The sequence below is a fragment of the Pseudophaeobacter sp. 1A16562 genome (assembly GCF_041008785.1).
In the GTDB taxonomy this organism is placed as follows: Bacteria; Pseudomonadota; Alphaproteobacteria; order Rhodobacterales; family Rhodobacteraceae; genus Phycobacter; species Phycobacter gallaeciensis_A.
Genome location: NZ_JAXGFT010000016.1, coordinates 1 through 16,050, shown reverse-complemented (window position 1 = coordinate 16,050; position 16,050 = coordinate 1). Strand labels below are relative to the sequence as shown.

The window sequence follows — 16,050 nt, the reverse complement described above, 5'->3', positions numbered from 1 at the left end:
TCGCGGCAAACCGGCCTTCTTCATTGACGATGCGGCGGGCGCGGTGCTGCGCGAGGCGGATGTGATCCTGAGCCTGGACTGGCTGGATGTCGCGGGCACGCTGAAACTGGCGGGCGATGTGAAGGAGCAGGTGATCCAGGCGTCGCTGGATTATCAGCTGCACAATGGCTGGGGGATGGAGCATCAAGCGCTGCCTGCGGTCCGGATGTTGCGATGCATGCGATTGCCGATGCTCTGGGTGTAGGGGCGGGCGAGATGCCCGGTGATTTACCGATCAAACCTGCGCTGAACGCCCCCGATGCAGAGGTTGAGCTTGATATCATGACGCAGGCCGGGGCGCTTGGCGAAGGTCTGGAAGGTGTCTGTGCCAGCTTTGTGTGTTTGCCGTTGGGCTGGGCGGGCGAGGCGTGGCACTTCCGTCACCCACTGGACTTCGAGGGTTCGGATCGTCTGCGGACCGAAGGCTGGGAGGTCGTTCGCGGCCCCCAGATCACCCTAGGTGTTCCGCTGCGGCTGACGGAGGAACAGCGGCAGGCGCTGCTGTCGGACGTTGCTATCATCGTGGTCAGTTCGCGGTCGGGGCTGAGCGACGCGGATCTGGACGCCTCGCCACGGCTGCGGGCGCTAGTACTTCCAACGATCGGGGTGGGTGCGGGAGATCTGGGAGGCCTGTGCCGCGCGCGGTCTGATCGTGACGAATGGTGTAACGCCCGAGAACTTTTTGGGGATGCCCGAAGCGATAGGGATGCTGATGCTGGTGCTGCTGTACCGGCTGCATGAATCCGAGCGCCTGCTGCGCGAGAATGCGGGCCGACCGCAACAGATATTTGCGCGGATGGTGCGAGGCCGGGCGATCGGATTGATCGATTCGGGGCGGATAGGACCGGGTGATCGAGCGACAGTTGGCGTTCGAGCCGGCACAGATCCGGCACAGATACTGGTGCACGATCCGTTCCTGATACCGGACACCGCACCTACGGGCGTGGGGCTGGTGAAACGCGCTGAGCTTCTGGCCATGTGTGATGTTGGTGAGCCTCCATGTGCCGTTGAACGCGCTGACACGAGGAATGATCTGCGAGGCCGAACTGCGCATGATGAAGCCGGATGCGGTGTTAATCAACACCTCGCGCGGGGTTTCATTGATGAGGATGCGCGGGTGCGGGTGATGACAGCAGGACACCTAGCCGGTGCTAGGCTAGGCGTGACGGAAACCGAACCGCTGCCCGCCCGCTGCGCGGCTTCGACCGGGTGATCCTCCCCCCGCATATCCCGGGACACACCATTGAGCTCTACACCGTCTTGCCCGACATCTTCGTCGAAAACGCAACACGCATCAAGCGCGCAGAAACCCCCAAATCGAAAAATATGGAGAGAAAAAATCGAAAAGTTGTAAGCAGGGTTTGCTGCAAGATTTACGTCGGTTTGCGCGCACCGCATGTCACTAGCTGTAAAAGTAGTGACATTGTTGAGGCTTGCATCTTCGTAAGATGACAGGGATAGTCTCGGACCTGTAGAAGCCCAGAACTGATTTTGGGCAATAGATGTTTGTGGTCTGAGCATACATGAACGAAAAATCTGATTCCGCGTTGAAAGACGACGGTTTGACCCAATATAACGAGCGCATTGCTCGCTTGGTACGTCTTGCGGCAAGAGGGTTTAACCGTGCGTTGCAGCTGCGGTTACAGACGCAAAATGTGACTTTCGGGCAGTGGATATTCCTTCGAATCCTTTGGCAGGAAGATGGTTTGTCGCAACGAGAGTTAAGCGAAAGAGCACATCTGACAGAGCCTACTGCGCATACTGCACTCAGCCGAATGGAAGAGCTTGGATATATTGAACGCCGCAATGTGGCTGGGAACCGTCGTCGTCAGCATGCTTTCCTCACGGAAAAAGGTTGGGAGTTGCGGGAGCTCCTGGAGCCTTTGGCACACGAAGTGAATAACGCCGCCATCAGAGGCCTGAGTGGTGCCGAAGAGAAAACATTGCGCAAGGCCCTTGCTGTAATGATTCGAAACCTCGAAGATGATGAGGAAAAAGCTGCTTTGAGCGGTGTCCGCGTCCCACCGACCAGAAGTAACCTTGGATCCTGAAGGTCTCTTTAGCTTCATCTGCGATAGCCGGGCCTTTTAGGCTCGGGTGATTCCGTTGGGCTACTTCCGCTGAGATGTATGGTTTTGGGGAAGCTCTGAGAGAGTTCGGAATAGTCTTGTGCTAGGCCTTGGGCGTGCTGCAACCTTATGTGAGTAGGGGTTTGGATGCTCTGCGAGAGCGTTCAAGCCATTCGCAGTTCTTAACCTAAATTTTTGGACGGTGTCTCGGTTTCGATCATGGTTGACGCAAAGTTCGGTTTTTAATAATGATCTATAAGATAGATATCTAAATTTAGAAATCTATGATAATATGACAGGGAGGAAACCATGAAAAAGCAAATCAAGGCTGCCGTTGCGGCGCTGAGCATCTCCGTTATCGGGACCGGCGTCATGGCGGACAGCGTCAACGTCACGTTGTCCGGGGGGAGTCCGTCAGGTCTTTGGTCGCTGCTGGGCGCAGGGATCGACCGGGCTGTGAAGGTTGACGATGCAAGCGGTGTCGTGACCTACCAGGCCACTGGTGGCGGTTTCGCAAATATCGGTCTGCTGGGTGCAAACCGGACCGATCTGGGTCTGGCCCATGATGCAGAAATCAAGCTGGCGCTAGCGGGTGATGAGCCGTTCAAGGCGCCCATCGAGAACCTTCAGGCAATCGGGTACATGTACAACTGGGCCCCGATGCATTTCTTCATCAAGAAGTCTCTTGCCGAAGAGTATAACATCGACAGCATCGACGACTTGGCGAAGTCGGGCGCTGCAATCCGTGTGGCGAACAACAACGCAGGTAACATCGTGGCCAATATTGCCACTTTCATGCTGGAAGAAGCAGGCTATGACGAAGGAACGATTGAAGCGAATGGCGGCGTTCTGGTGCGTGGCGGTTCGTCCCAGCAGGCAGACCTGATCAGCGATGGCCGTACGGATATGGTGATCAACGGTATCTTCGTTGGGCACTCGTCGTTCCGCAAGGTTGATGAAGGCAACGACGTTGTTCTGCTGAGCGTGCCTCAGGATATCATCGAAAAGACCAATGAGCGTTTTGGCACCGGGACCTACGTCATTCCCGCCGGAAACTATAAGAACCAGACTTCCGATGTTATCACGCTGGCACTTGGCGCGATGGTAATCACCTCTGATGCCTTGCCCGAAGAAACCGGTTACATGCTGGCCAAGAGCATTGCCTCGAACATTGATGAAATCCGCGGCGTTCATAACGCAATGAAACAGCTCTCAACTGAGTTGCTGGTTTCGCAGAGAACGCTGCCGTTCCACCCGGGCGCGAAGCGCGCCTACATGGAGCTGGGGCTTCTCAAGTAAGCCTTCGGAAAACAATGCCGGTGCGCTGACCAAAGCGCACCGGATTCGTTTGCAAGAGTGCCTCTGTCGTGCTCTGGCCGTGCTGATCACGGGCAGTAGGATGATTTTGCGCACTCAAAGCTGACCAAACCTCACAAACATGGAAATGGTGCCAGCATGAATTTCCCTTCTCTTACCGAAACTGGACGCCGTCGGAAGCTAGAGCCACCCATGCGGACCGTCGTCATGGTTCTGGCCGCGGCGTTCGCGGCATGGGTGATTCACTCTAATCTGTTCATTATCGCAGACCCGCTCATTCAGGGGATCCTGTTCGTATCCGGGATTTTCACGATTCTCTTCTTGGCGATTGGTGCAACCGCGAAAGCGCCAGATAGCATTCCATTTTATGACTGGATGTTGTCTGCGCTCAGCTTGGCCTGCGGGATTTACTTCTATGTAAGCTCTGGCGAGATTTCGGACCGTATCAGCCTGCTGGACCAGTTCACGACGGATCAGTTGTTCTTTGGGTCGTCACTGCTGTTCCTGACCATCGAAGCCACGCGCCGGACAACTGGCTTGGGGCTGACAGGCGTTGTGATGCTGTTCCTGATTTACAACCTTTTTGGCTATCTTCTGCCGCCGCCGTTCGGGCATCGCGTCAGCGAGTTCAGCTATCTGCTCGATATTCTGATCTTCACCACAGATGGGTTGTTCGGTGTCCCGCTTCAGGTTGTGGCAAGTTACGTCTTCCTGTTCGTGATGTTCGGGACTTTCCTTGCCAAGGCTGGGGGAGGGGACTTCTTTTTCAACCTGGCGGCTCTGGTCACCGGGGGCGCACGAGGCGGCCCTGCAAAGATCGCCATCATTTCGTCGGGTCTGTATGGAACCATGTCTGGTAGCCCAACCTCGGATGTTGTGGCCACGGGGTCCATCACGATCCCGGTGATGAAGCGCTTGGGCTATAAGGCCCGGTTTGCGGGTGCGGTTGAAGTTGCGGCGTCCACGGGGGGCAGTGCCATGCCGCCGATTATGGGTTCGGCTGCCTTCATCATGGCAGAGTATTCGGGTATCTCGTACAATGCGATCGTGCTTGCCGCGCTTATTCCTGCGTTGCTGTACTATATGGGCGTGTTTACCCAGGTGCACTTCCGCGCAGTGAAATACGATCTGCGGCCTTCTCAGGATGAAATCCCGACGACGAAGGAAACGTTCAGAACCGGCTGGGTTTTCTTGCTGCCCATTATCGGGATCATTGTGGCGCTGATACTTGGCTATTCGCCGACCTTCACCGCAGGTGTCGGTGTTCTGGTGACAATCCTTGCGTCGATGATCCTCAAGCAAACGCGGATGTCGTTGTGGGCAATGGTGGAAGGCCTTGGCACAACCACCCTGCAAATTTTGCCTGTCGCTGGGGCATGTGCTGCTGCTGGTCTGGTTATTGGTGGCCTGTCTATGACAGGATTGGGGATGAAATCGGCTAACGTGATCCTGACGGTCAGTAATGCGCAGCCGCTGTTGACGCTAGTGATTGCTGCTGTGGTGACCATTGTGCTGGGCTTGGGTATGCCGACTCCGAGTGCGTATATTCTGGCGGCTGTGCTTGTCGGCCCCGCTCTTTCCAAGCTGGGTTTCCCTCTGCTGCCGAGCCAGATGTTCCTGCTCTACTATGCAATCCTGTCTGCTCTGACGCCGCCAATCGCTGTGGCTGCAATCGCAGCGTCTGCGATTGCTGATGACGATCCATTCAAGATCGCATTCTCGGCTGTGCGGCTTGCAATTGTTGGCTTCCTTCTGCCGTTCGCTTTTGTCTGGAACCCCGGCATCGTTCTTGAGCTTGGTCCGTTGGCAAATACGCTTGCTGTTATTGGTGCCGTTGCTGGTGCTCTTGCAGTCTCGGCGTCAATGGAAGGCTTTATCAAAACCCAGCTCAGCTCGTTGGAGCGAGGTCTCCTGACGATTTTTGCAATTGGCGCGGTTAGCCCGTACTTCGCGGTCTCAATTGTGTGTACCTTGCTTATCATCGCTCTGGTTGGACGACAGGCCTTGTTGAAGGAAGAAGTCCCCGCAAGCGGGTAACGTCAGCCACGTGTAATGTGCTGAATGCGAATCCAAAGTGGCCGCCAGGTTTGGCGGCTACTTGCCGTTTTGACTGAGAGACGGAAAAGTTTCAGGCCGCGTCTTTGGTTCCAATCGCGGTCTGTTCGGATGACTGTCTGCGGGCTTTTTTGCCCAAGAGGTTATTGATCAAAATACACTTCGGTGATTCTGATCGATGCAGGGAGCTGCGCAAGCGGGGTGTACGAATCCCGAGGCCATAGAACAACCAGAGAGGAACCGGCAGAGCAGATCTGTATGAACACAAGGCCCGATCATGCGCGGAATAATACCAATTGCTCGCAAACCCATAAGTAGTTTTATTTACGTGGGTTTTTCTTACTTGTGAGGTGAAGGGAATATCGCTCTGACCATTGACAGACTAAACTTAGAGAGCTAAGAATAATGGCGTTTCCCAATAAAATTTCGCAAATTCTGATGCGGCGACCTGTGGAGGAGATTCAATGCTTACACCTGAAGAAAATGAACTGCTGACGCGCGTGACCGGTGATGCACCGATGGCACGTCTTATGCGTCAGCACTGGACCCCTGTATGCCTGATTGAAGAAGTGGAAGAGCCCGACGGCAAGCCGCTTCGTGTTGAGGTGCTCGGGGAAAGCTATGTAGCGTTCCGCGACACCAAAGGGCGTCTTGGCCTGCTTGATGAACTTTGCCCGCACCGCAAGGCATCGCTGGTCTATGGCCGGAACGAAGAATGCGGGCTGCGGTGTCTGTATCACGGGTGGAAAATGGATGTTGATGGCAATGTCGTTGCCATGTCTTCCGAACCCGAAGGTAGCCCCCTTATGGATAAGGTGAAGCATCGCTCTTATCCTGTGAAAGAATGGGGTGGTTTCGTTTGGGCCTGGCTGGGTGACAAAGAAGATATGCCTGAATTCCAGCCGCCGGCGTTTGCCCCGCGCGAGGATTCGGCGATCGCTATCCTTAAAATCCGCATTCCCGCAAACTGGGCGCAGATCCACGAAGGTCAGATCGACAGTGCCCACTCGTCCTCGCTGCACTCGTCGGACATGGTTCCGGCCCGCGTGGAAGGTGCTGCTGCCGATGAAAAATCCTGGTACCGTCCCTCGACGGACAAGTCTCCGCGTATGCAGACAGAGACAACCAGCTACGGGTTCCACTATGCTGCAATCCGTACGCCGATCAAAAACGCGGCGACCCATAACTATATCCGTGTGACCGAATTTGTTGCGCCCTACTATTCGTTGATCCCACCGAACAACAACTATCGTGTGGCGGCCGTTATCGTGCCGATCAATGATGAAGAGACCGCGTTCCACTTCATCGCTTGGGATGGCCCGAATGTGCCGTCGACCGAAGAATGGCGCAAGTTTACCCATGCTGTTCCAGGAGTGGATGTTGACGACAAGTGGCGCTGCCTGCGGACTGTCGAGAACGACTTCTTGCAAGACCGTGATGCCATGAAAGAAGGTAACTTCACTGGGATCAAAGGTATTCCGAACCAAGATATCGCCATGTGGGTGTCGATGGGCGCGCGCGTTCAGCGCCATACCGATGTGCTTGGTGCTTCGGACCTGGCTATCGTCGAGTTCCGTCGCTTGATGGCGGATGCCGCCAAGAAAGTGGCAGAGGGTGGCAAAGCAATCGGCACCGATTATGAAATCCCGCAAAGCATGATCAACTCTCATGAAGGCGTTTATCCGAAAGATGTGGATTGGCGCACCTTGCTGAATACTTCGGGCAAAACAGCCGCAGCTGAATAACCGGTCCGACGTTTGCAAACAGATCCGCCCGGGGCCGCATAGACCTTGGGCGGATTTTGATTCTGGCCCTGAGCATGGTTGGTGGCCATGTTGAAATTGGCAGGAGGCAGGAGGCCGGATGCGGCAAGAAGTAAACATCGAAGATTTTCGCACCCGAGCCAGGCGGAGTTTGCCCCGTGTGGTATTTGATTTTCTGGATGGTGGTGCCGAGAGCGAAATCACGCTGCACAGGAACCGTAGCGCATTTGATGATATCCGACTCAAGCCACGTATTCTCAAGGGTGGGGATGTCGATCTCTCTGTCACGCTGTTCGGTCAGAAGTATGCGGCGCCTTTCCAAATCGGACCAACCGGCCTGAACGGGCTTTATTGGCCAGAAGGGGACTTGCACCTTGCAGCCGCAGCAAAGCAGGCCGGGGTCGCATTTACGGTTTCGACAGCGTCAAACACGACTATGGAAGAAATCGCGTAGAAAAATAATTGGCCACTTTGGTTTCAGCTGTACCCATGGGGCAAAGAAGCATTTTCCAATGCATTGATCGAACGGGCGTCGGCTGCGGGCTACAGTGTTCTTGTAATCACTGTCGACTCGTTGGTGGGTGGCAAAAGAGAGAGGGATTTGCGGCATGGTTTCGCGCATGAAATCCGCATGAGCCCCTCTGTCGTATTGGACGGATTGTTGCATCCGAGATGGTTCAAATCCGTATGGCTGAGCCAACATAGGCCGCGACTGCAAAATCTGGCGGCCTTTTAGGGGGATGATGTCAGCGACAAGGCGCTTGCCGAATTTACGCGGGCGCAACGAAACCCGAATTTTTCCTGGGACGATGTAAGGCGTCTTCGGAAGCTGTGGCAGGAGCCACTTGTGATTAAGGGGATCATGTGTGCTGAGGATGCAATGGCCGCACAACGCGAAGGCGCTGATGGGGTGGTTGTTTCCAACCACGGTGGCAGGCAGCTTGATGGAGCTCCGGCGACGATTGAAATTCTTTCAGAGATTGTGTCCGTCTTGGACCAACATATGACAGTTTTGCTTGATGGTGGTGTTCGGCGCGGCAGTGATATCGTCAAGGCGCTTGCGTTGGGGGCGGACGCTGTGCTGCTGGGCAGGGCACCTCTTTACGGCCTGGCGGCGCGGGGGCGTGCGGGGGTTTCCAGCGCGCTTTCGATTCTCGAAGACGAGATGCGCAGGACCATGATTTTTACGGGATGTCATGGCGTTTCGGACCTGTCTGAAGCAGGGGTTGTCATGTCGGCCAAGGATATTGGCGGACGAGAAGACCGTTTAGGGCCAAATATGTGATTTCTAGACACAATTAGCGCGTGGCTGGGCGGTGCGTCCAGTTGACATCTTGAACTTAGCTATCTAATTATATTTCGGAAGCGAACGGACGGGAGGACCCCATGGAGCAGATCAAAATGCGCGTCGAAAAACGGCGCGATCTGACACCTACTATTGCAGAATTCACTTTGGCTCCGGTTGGCGGCGAGTCCCTGCCAGAGTTCAACCCAGGTGCACATATCACGATCGAGACACCATCGGGTGCTATGCGCCGATACTCTCTGGTAAATGATGGGAGCGACCCAAAAGAATATGTGGTCGCCATCAAGCGAGAGCCGCAGTCGCGCGGGGGGTCTGCCTCCATGCATGAGCAAGCTGTTGTCGGGACAGAGTTGAATATCGAGCACCCGGAAAACGATTTCCCGCTGACGGATGTGCAGAAATACCTCTTGATTGCCGGCGGTATCGGTATCACGCCAATCTATTCGATGGCGCGTTATCTGGATAAGAAAGGTAAGATGCTTCGGATCATTTACGTAAGCCGGAGCGCGGAAGAATCGGCCTATCTTGATGAGCTGATGAAAGATTTCGAAGGCCGGATCATCGTGCACCACGATGACGGCGATCCGAACGCTGTCTATGATTTCTGGGACGATCTGGTGACGCCGCGCGCGACCCATGTCTTCTGCTGCGGACCCAAACCGCTGATGGAAGAAATCAAAGCTTTCTCGGGTCACTGGCCCGAAGGCCGTGTCCACTTCGAGGATTTCAAGCCTGTTGATGTGGTTCGTCAGGATGACGTTGCTTTCGAAGTCGAGCTGAAGAAAAGCGGCCAAACGGTTACTGTTCCTGAGGATCGTTCTATCCTCGAAGCACTGCGTGATGCTGGCTTCGCAACAAGCAGTTCTTGCGAAAGTGGCACGTGCGGTACTTGTAAAACCCGCCTACTGGAAGGCGAGGCAGATCATCGTGATATGGTGCTGATGGAAGAAGAAAAAGGCAGCCAGATCATGATTTGCGTTTCGCGCGCCAAATCCGGGAGGCTGGTTCTTGACCTCTGATCCCGTTCGTCTTGGCGTGGCGGGGCTTGGGCGTGCTTTCATGCTCATGGTGCCTTCGTTTGATGCCGACACCCGTGTGAAGCTGACGGCTGCCGCCGCCCCAAGGGAGGAAAGCCGCGACGCATTCGAAAAAGAGTACGGTGGCACAGGGTATGCCACCGTCGAGGAATTGTGCGCAGACCCTGACGTTGAGGCCATTTACATTGCGACGCCGCACCAGATGCATGTGGATCATGTGTTAGCTGCGGCGCGCGCGGGCAAACATATCCTTGTCGAAAAGCCGTTGGCCGTTTCGATGGAGGATGCCGAAGTAATGGTGTCCGCAGCCAAGGAGGCTGGGGTGCATTTGATAGTTGGGCCGAGTCACAGTTTCGACCCGCCGGTTGAATTGGCCACGCAACTTATTTCCAGCGGAAAGTTCGGTCAGTTGCGCATGATCCAGGCCTTTAACTATACGGACTTCCTCTATCGTCCGCGTCGCCCGGAAGAGCTGCGAACCGAAGAGGGTGGGGGCGTGCTGTTCAGTCAGGCGATCCACCAGATTGATGTGGTTCGCAGGCTTGCCGGCGGCATGGCCGAAAAAATTTATGCCATGACGGGCGCATGGGATCCCAAGCGCCCGACCGAGGGCGCATTCACTGCACTGATGAATTTTGCCGGGGGGTGTGTCGCGAACATGACGTACTCGGGCTATGCGCATTTCGACAGTGATATCTGGATGAACAATGTCGGAGAGCTTGGACAGCGTAAATCAGAAGGGGCTTACGGTGGAGCAAGGCGTGCTTTGCTGGATCTCAACCCTGATGACGAGGTCCGGCTGAAAACTACACGAACATTCGGCAGCGGCACGACGATTGAGGCTGAACATAACGAACATTTCGGTCCGGTGATCGCGCTTTGTGACCGTGCCGATCTGCGACTGACCCCGGATGGGATAGAAGTGTTCGGTGACACCGAACGCGGCTTTATCGAAGCCAAATTCGGACCGGCACCACGCAGAACCGTTCTGGATGCGCTGGTGGATGCCGTGCGTCATAACAAGGCCCCCGACCAAACAGGGGAATGGGGGCTGGCAAGCCTGGAGGTTTGCCACGCGATCTTGCAATCCGCAGAGACCGGACAAGCGGTCGATCTTCAGCGGCAATGTAAAACAAATCACTAGGAGCCGACAGGATGAGCAATCTCAAACTTTCCCTTGCAATGGGTAACTATGACCGCACACGGGCAATCGTGGATGGGCGTGTTCAGATCGACGGAGTAGACCCGGTTCCGATGCTGTTGTCGCCGGAAGAAATGTTCTTTCGCGCGTTCCGCCACGAGGCTTTCGATATCAGCGAGATCTCGCTGTCGTCCTATTCGATTTCGGTTGCCCGAGGGAATCCGCATTATGTGGCAATCCCGGTCTTCCTGAGCCGTGCGTTCCGTCACACCTCTGTCTATATCCGCACGGACAAAGGGATTAACAAACCAGAAGACCTGAAGGGCAAACGTATCGGTATCGCCGAATATCAGCTTTCAGCTAACGTTTGGGTGCGTGGTATCCTGGAAGAGGAATATGGCGTTAAGCCCTCGGATATCATCTGGGTGCGCGGCGGCATGGACACACCCGGCCGGCCTGAAAAAATCAAGGTTCAGTTGCCCGATGACATTCGTATGGAGGAAGCCCCAGAAGGTAGCACGCTGAACAGCATGCTTGAAGCGGGTGAAATTGATGGCTTTATCGGGCCGCGCTGGCCGCGTTGCTTTGCTGAACGTCATCCGCATGTTGGGCGACTGTTCGCAGACAGCATTACAGCGGCGGAATATTACTTCGAGAAAACCAAAATCTTCCCGATCATGCACGTACTGGGCGTACGCCGGAGCCTGGCAGAAGAATACCCGTTCTTGCCCGCGGCATTGCTCAAGGCATTTACGCAGTCAAAACGGTTGGCCGAAGAGGCCCTTTCGGACACATCTGCCACCAAGGTGACGATGCCCTTCGTGGAGGACAATCTCAACCGTGTCCACGCGCTGATGGGGGATGACCCTTGGAGCTATGGCGTCAGTGGAAATGCGCATGTGCTCAACAAGTTTTTGGACTACCACGTAAGCCAGGGCTTGTCGCCGCGCCGTGTGGAGATCGAAGAGCTGTTCCATCCGTCGACCCTGGAAGCCTATAGCCTGTAAGAGGAATGCCGAGAATGGAAGATTATCAACCTGGCGACATTGTTGAGATCGAAACATCTGCTGGTTTGGCTTATGTGCAGCTTACGCATACGCATCCCAGCTATCCCCCGGTCGTGAAGTTCTTGAAAGGCCCATTCCAGAAACGGCCCGAAGCTGTAACCGTTCTGGCACGCGAGGCCTCGCCCATCGCGATGGTGCCTTTGAGTGGTGTTCTGAAAAAGCTCGGGCTGAAACACGCCCGGGTGGGTACGGTTGAAATTCCCCGTGCTGAAAGGGAGTTCCCAATTTTCAGAATGCCCATTCGGGATAAGAAGGGCGAGATCATTTACTGGTGGTTCTGGGATGGCAAGGGGCTGACATACACGACAGAGCTTATGCAGCAGCAGGAAAAGCTGCCCATGCGTGAAATCATGTCGGCAGAACGCTTCCTGGATCAGCTTGTCGCGGATGAATAGCGCCGCTCTTGTTGCCCGATTAGACCAATGACTGCTGGCTTTGGTGGTCTGATGGCCGCGTTTGGTGCGTTTTGTTATGCGCTTAGCTCGGTCGCAATTGCCAAAAGCTCTCAATCCGCCCAAGGGCGCGGGAATGATGTTCTGCTGTCAGTGTTGATGACAGGTTTCGTTTCCGGTGCCCTTTGGCTGGTTTGGGGGCCAGAGCTGCCTTCTGTTAGCCAGCCCGTACTGATCGGGGTGGCCTATTTTGTGCTGGCGGGTGTTCTGGGGAATGTGGTTGGCCGCCTGACGTTGTTTCGGTCGGTGGAGCTGGCTGGCGCGATCGAGACAGGCTTCATCCGGCGTCTGATTCCTGTTTTTGCAGCGATTTTCGCATTTCTCCTGCTTGGAGAGGTGATTACGACTTCTATTGTGATTGCGTTTATTCTGGTGACAGGTGGCGTGTTGATCATGATGACTCGCAAGTCCGCCAAGGCGGTATCGACCCTGGTCTCTACGGAACCTTCGCCACAGGACAGGACCAAGGGTCGGGTTTTGGCGCTTGGCTCTGCTGCGGGTTATGGTGGCTCCTTCGTAGCGCGCAAACTCGCGATGCAGACCTTGCCTGATCCGCTGGCCGGGGTGTTCATTGGTGCGTTGACGGGATTGGTATGGTTCGTTGGGTGGGGGCTTTTTCGATTGCGTGGCCGGGTAGGGCTTTCATGGAGGTTGCATAAGCCAAGCGGGTGGCAATTGCTGGCTGGTGGTGCGATGACAATCGGACAAGTCGCACTGTTTTTCTCGTTGATGTTCACCAGTGTGACCGTCGTTGCCATCATGTCATCTATCGAGATGTTCTTTGCAGCCTGGCTTGCTGGGCATATCTTCAAAACCGAAAGACGGCCTGGCCCCAGGTTCTACATTGCGGCTGCTCTGGCTGCGACGGGGGTCATCATCCTTGCGATTGCTCCGACGCTTGAGTGAACGCCGAGGGACGGTCAGCTATGTGAAAGGTTGCTGATCAGCTTGTCCATCGCCGCAAAGAAGACGGTAAGTTCGTCTTCGTCAAATCCCTGGGATGCTTGATTTGTTGCAAGGCGGGCCGCCTGCATTGATCCTCGCACACTGAAGTGGTCCGCCGTTATGTTTAGGAAAATGGAGGATCAGAATGGCTACGAAGAGACACAAGCCGGAAGAGAATGTCACGAAGCTGCGGCAGGTTGAAGTGCTTGTCGGGCAAGGCATGTCCCGGGTGGATGCGATCCGCAAGGTTCGCATTACAGAGCAGACTTATTATCGCTGGCGCAAGCAGTACGGGGGTATGGGAACCGACCGGCTCAGGGAACTGAAGCGCCTCCAGAAAGAGAACGAACGGTTGAGAAAACCCGTCTCGGATCTGACGTTGGACAAGCTGATCCTGGCGGAGGCGCCAAAGGAAAACTTCTGAGCCCCGCTCGCTGCCGTGCCTGCATCGATCACGTCCGCACCCGGTTCCATCTGTCAGAGAGACGCGCCTGCCGTGTCCTGGGGCAGCACCGATCCACACAGAGGAAAGTGCCGCATGGCCGTGCCGATGAGGAGCGTCTGGTCGCGGACATGATCGAACTGGCGCGGCAGTATGGCCGCTACGGCTATCGTCGGATCGCCGCTTTTCTGAGACATGCGGGCTGGGAGGCGAACGACAAGCGGGTCGAGCGCGTATGGCGGCGAGAGGGGCTGTAGGTGCCAATGAAGCAACCGAAGAAGGGACGGCTCTGGCTGAATGACGGATCCCGTGTCCGGCTGCGCCCTGAGTATCGCAACCACGTCTGGAGCTATGACTTTGTCCACTGCCGGACGCTCAACATCCTGGACGAGCATAGCCGGGAATGCCTAGCGATCAAGGTGAAGCGCAAGCTGAACTCGGATGACGTGATCGATGCCTTGAGCGACCTGTTCATCATGCGGGGTGTGCCGTCTTACATCCGGTCTGACAACGGCCCGGGGTTCGTGGCTCAGGCCGTTCAGGATTGGATCAGGGCCGCCGACGCCAAGACTGCCTACATCGCGCCCGGGTCACCTTGGGAGAACGGCTACTGCGAAAGCTTCAATGCCAGGTTCCGCGATGAACTGCTCACGGGAGAAGTCTTCTACGGCTTTCGGGAAGCGGAAATCCTGATCGAGCAATGGAGGAAACACTACAATACCAAACGACCACATAGTGCCTTGATATCGCCCACCCGCCCCGGAAACCATCGCTCTGATGGACCCGAGACCGGTCATGCACTAACAATCAAACCGGACCACGCAGGTGGGGCTGATCATGAACTGATCCCATGCTCTCGGCACACAACCGCCTTCGAAATGTCGCTCTCCTGCTTCTTCAGGATCGCGATGATCTGTTCTTCGTTGAACCGTGATCGCTTCATTCTTCCGTCTCCTTCGTTGGGACGGATTCTACCTCAAAACGGAGGAGGAAACGGGTCTCAGGTCAGACATTCCGTTCCTCGACGAGATTGAAGCGAACAAGAAAGGGTGATCAAGCATCCTGCACTCCTCATGAAGCGGAATGTAGGGCTTGTATCACCAGGGGACTGGGCAGCTTGCTTGCCCAGTCTTTTCTTTGTCGGGATGCAGGGCGTGTACTGTTCCTCATAAAATCATAGACTTCTAAGATTGTGATTGCTAGTTTGCCTATGAAGTTCGAATTGTGAGGATAAAATGAGCATCAAGAACATCCTTATTGCACATTCCGGTAGCGCAGGCTTCCCAAGCAGCGTTAAGCACGCGGCAAAAATCGCCGCAAAGCACGATGCATGGCTGACTTGTGTCTATGGGAACGCATCCTCGTATTTCGAGCATGTTCTTGGTTTGACAGAAGATCTTCTCGACAAGCTTGGCAGTGCAAGAAACGAGAAAATTGCAGCAGCACGTGATCTGTTCCAACAGGCGGCTGCCGAGGCAGGCCTTGCAGAGCGGTCCCGCTTTATTATGCCGAATGAGATTGGCAAAATCAACTTGCCAGAGCTGGCGCGAAATTTCGATTTTGTCGTTACCGGCTATCATTCCAACCTGCCAACAGATGAGTTTCGGGCCGTCAGCCCGGATATGATGTCATTGCAGAGCGGCCGACCCGTTCTTGTGGTTCCGAATGGATATTCTACGGATCAGCTTGCATCGCATGCACTTGTCGCATGGGACGGAAAGCGTTCTGCGGCCCGGGCGCTCAACGATGCAATGACGATCCTCGAGGAAAAGCCGCGTCGGGTGACAATACTAAGTGTTGGGTCTAGCTTTCCGAAAATGCCGGAGGGGGCGGATATCTTGACGCATCTGAAGCGTCATAATGTCGACGCAGAGCATGTTACCCGTCCAAAAAGCAAGGGCGGTATCGCCGAGGTTATTCAAGAGACGGCCAGAGAACTGGACGCAAAGTTAATCGTGATGGGGGCGTACGAACATAGCAAGTTCTCTCAAGACCTTTTTGGTGGTGTCACGCATGAGGTAACGAGGACCAGTAAAGTTCCGGTTTTTATGTCTCACTAGTACCCTGGCGAGGTATGTTGAGGATTGGTGTCGCTTCCTGCCGGGAATAGTTGTCAAAACTTCGTGGCGGGGCATGGCAATATCAATCACCGCCAAAACGGGCTCGGCCTGTGCAATACTGTTACCGGCCATGGTCGGTCTGCCTTGCGGTGTAGTTTGTGCAAAACCACTGTAGGGACCTGAAACCCGGCTATGATCGCCTACTGCGCAATCTGTGGGCTCCGCAGGCAATCATAGGGCATTGCCAAGTTGATCACGGGGTTCCGTCGGGATAGGCGGTCATCATGAAAACCGTGCCGACAATTCGACGCCTGAAGGGCTTTCGTTTTCCCCGCGAGATCATCTCCTATGCCGTCT

13 protein-coding genes and 4 pseudogenes are annotated in these 16,050 nt (G+C 55.3%); 16 read left to right on the top strand and 1 reads right to left on the bottom strand.

Annotated elements, in window-relative coordinates; genetic code table 11:
- The first annotated feature begins 43 nt into the window (after positions 1–43).
- The 14 genes and pseudogenes from SM764_RS18845 (at position 44) to SM764_RS18780 (ending at position 14,437) form a co-directional block, all read left to right on the top strand.
- Entirely contained in the window at positions 44–244 is a 201-nt protein-coding gene (locus SM764_RS18845) for a hypothetical protein (RefSeq protein ID WP_274861451.1), read from the top strand.
- The gene (locus SM764_RS18840; protein WP_234994837.1) at positions 214–780 is read left to right on the top strand and encodes a hypothetical protein; all 567 of its coding nucleotides are present in this window, start codon (positions 214–216) and stop codon (positions 778–780) included. Before SM764_RS18845 ends, SM764_RS18840 begins: the two co-directional genes overlap by 31 nt.
- Positions 746–1,252 (top strand): NAD(P)-dependent oxidoreductase, encoded by a 507-nt coding sequence (locus SM764_RS18835; RefSeq protein WP_243614727.1) that lies wholly within the window; start codon positions 746–748, stop codon positions 1,250–1,252. The genes SM764_RS18840 and SM764_RS18835 overlap by 35 nt, the downstream gene beginning before the upstream one ends.
- Before the next feature lie 310 nt (positions 1,253–1,562).
- Complete coding sequence (locus tag SM764_RS18830; protein ID WP_232237206.1) at positions 1,563–2,090, top strand: MarR family winged helix-turn-helix transcriptional regulator; 528 nt, start codon at positions 1,563–1,565, stop codon at positions 2,088–2,090.
- A 327-nt stretch (positions 2,091–2,417) separates the two neighbouring features.
- Positions 2,418–3,407 carry a TAXI family TRAP transporter solute-binding subunit gene (locus SM764_RS18825; protein ID WP_008335546.1) on the top strand — a complete coding sequence of 330 codons (990 nt, stop codon included), beginning with the start codon at positions 2,418–2,420 and terminating at the stop codon, positions 3,405–3,407.
- A gap of 210 nt (positions 3,408–3,617) precedes the next feature.
- Positions 3,618–5,462 carry a TRAP transporter permease gene (locus SM764_RS18820; RefSeq protein WP_008335545.1) on the top strand — a complete coding sequence of 615 codons (1,845 nt, stop codon included), beginning with the start codon at positions 3,618–3,620 and terminating at the stop codon, positions 5,460–5,462.
- Between the two features lie 482 nt (positions 5,463–5,944).
- On the top strand, positions 5,945–7,225 hold the full coding sequence (locus tag SM764_RS18815; RefSeq protein ID WP_008335543.1) for a Rieske 2Fe-2S domain-containing protein: 1,281 nt from the start codon (positions 5,945–5,947) through the stop codon (positions 7,223–7,225).
- Between the two features lie 118 nt (positions 7,226–7,343).
- A pseudogene (locus SM764_RS18810) lies at positions 7,344–8,528 on the top strand (alpha-hydroxy acid oxidase).
- A gap of 101 nt (positions 8,529–8,629) precedes the next feature.
- A complete protein-coding gene (locus SM764_RS18805; RefSeq protein WP_027246169.1) occupies positions 8,630–9,568 on the top strand; it encodes a PDR/VanB family oxidoreductase in 939 nt (312 codons plus the stop codon).
- Positions 9,558–10,730: a Gfo/Idh/MocA family protein gene (locus SM764_RS18800; protein WP_027246168.1), complete on the top strand. Its 1,173-nt coding sequence runs from the start codon at positions 9,558–9,560 to the stop codon at positions 10,728–10,730. Before SM764_RS18805 ends, SM764_RS18800 begins: the two co-directional genes overlap by 11 nt.
- Before the next feature lie 11 nt (positions 10,731–10,741).
- Positions 10,742–11,734, top strand: coding sequence for an ABC transporter substrate-binding protein (locus tag SM764_RS18795; RefSeq protein ID WP_027246167.1), 993 nt, complete (start codon positions 10,742–10,744; stop codon positions 11,732–11,734).
- A gap of 14 nt (positions 11,735–11,748) precedes the next feature.
- Positions 11,749–12,189: a hypothetical protein gene (locus SM764_RS18790; protein ID WP_008335528.1), complete on the top strand. Its 441-nt coding sequence runs from the start codon at positions 11,749–11,751 to the stop codon at positions 12,187–12,189.
- Between the two features lie 27 nt (positions 12,190–12,216).
- Positions 12,217–13,152 carry a DMT family transporter gene (locus SM764_RS18785; protein ID WP_027246166.1) on the top strand — a complete coding sequence of 312 codons (936 nt, stop codon included), beginning with the start codon at positions 12,217–12,219 and terminating at the stop codon, positions 13,150–13,152.
- A 184-nt stretch (positions 13,153–13,336) separates the two neighbouring features.
- Positions 13,337–14,437, top strand: a pseudogene (locus SM764_RS18780) (IS3 family transposase).
- 34 nt (positions 14,438–14,471) lie between these two features.
- On the opposite strand, the pseudogene SM764_RS18775 reads toward SM764_RS18780, so the two are convergent.
- A pseudogene (locus SM764_RS18775) lies at positions 14,472–14,576 on the bottom strand (transposase); the annotation flags it as partial.
- A 292-nt stretch (positions 14,577–14,868) separates the two neighbouring features.
- Between SM764_RS18775 and SM764_RS18770 the strand changes: the two are divergent.
- Together SM764_RS18770 and SM764_RS22595 are read left to right on the top strand one after the other, a co-directional pair.
- Complete coding sequence (locus SM764_RS18770; RefSeq protein WP_254696747.1) at positions 14,869–15,693, top strand: universal stress protein; 825 nt, start codon at positions 14,869–14,871, stop codon at positions 15,691–15,693.
- A gap of 284 nt (positions 15,694–15,977) precedes the next feature.
- Positions 15,978–16,050 (top strand): annotated as a pseudogene (locus SM764_RS22595) (IS6 family transposase); the annotation flags it as partial.

Excerpts from the sequence above, each read along its gene's own strand:
- SM764_RS18840 (WP_234994837.1), top strand. The coding sequence starts at position 214 with ATGCATGCGATTGCCGATGCTCTGGGTGTAGGGGCGGGCGAGATGCCC.
- SM764_RS18790 (WP_008335528.1), top strand. The coding sequence starts at position 11,749 with ATGGAAGATTATCAACCTGGCGACATTGTTGAGATCGAAACATCTGCT.
- SM764_RS18825 (WP_008335546.1), top strand. The coding sequence starts at position 2,418 with ATGAAAAAGCAAATCAAGGCTGCCGTTGCGGCGCTGAGCATCTCCGTT.
- SM764_RS18785 (WP_027246166.1), top strand. The coding sequence starts at position 12,217 with ATGACTGCTGGCTTTGGTGGTCTGATGGCCGCGTTTGGTGCGTTTTGT.
- SM764_RS18795 (WP_027246167.1), top strand. The coding sequence starts at position 10,742 with ATGAGCAATCTCAAACTTTCCCTTGCAATGGGTAACTATGACCGCACA.
- SM764_RS18805 (WP_027246169.1), top strand. The coding sequence starts at position 8,630 with ATGGAGCAGATCAAAATGCGCGTCGAAAAACGGCGCGATCTGACACCT.
- SM764_RS18815 (WP_008335543.1), top strand. The coding sequence starts at position 5,945 with ATGCTTACACCTGAAGAAAATGAACTGCTGACGCGCGTGACCGGTGAT.
- SM764_RS18770 (WP_254696747.1), top strand. The coding sequence starts at position 14,869 with ATGAGCATCAAGAACATCCTTATTGCACATTCCGGTAGCGCAGGCTTC.
- SM764_RS18835 (WP_243614727.1), top strand. The coding sequence starts at position 746 with ATGCTGATGCTGGTGCTGCTGTACCGGCTGCATGAATCCGAGCGCCTG.
- SM764_RS18820 (WP_008335545.1), top strand. The coding sequence starts at position 3,618 with ATGCGGACCGTCGTCATGGTTCTGGCCGCGGCGTTCGCGGCATGGGTG.
- SM764_RS18830 (WP_232237206.1), top strand. The coding sequence starts at position 1,563 with ATGAACGAAAAATCTGATTCCGCGTTGAAAGACGACGGTTTGACCCAA.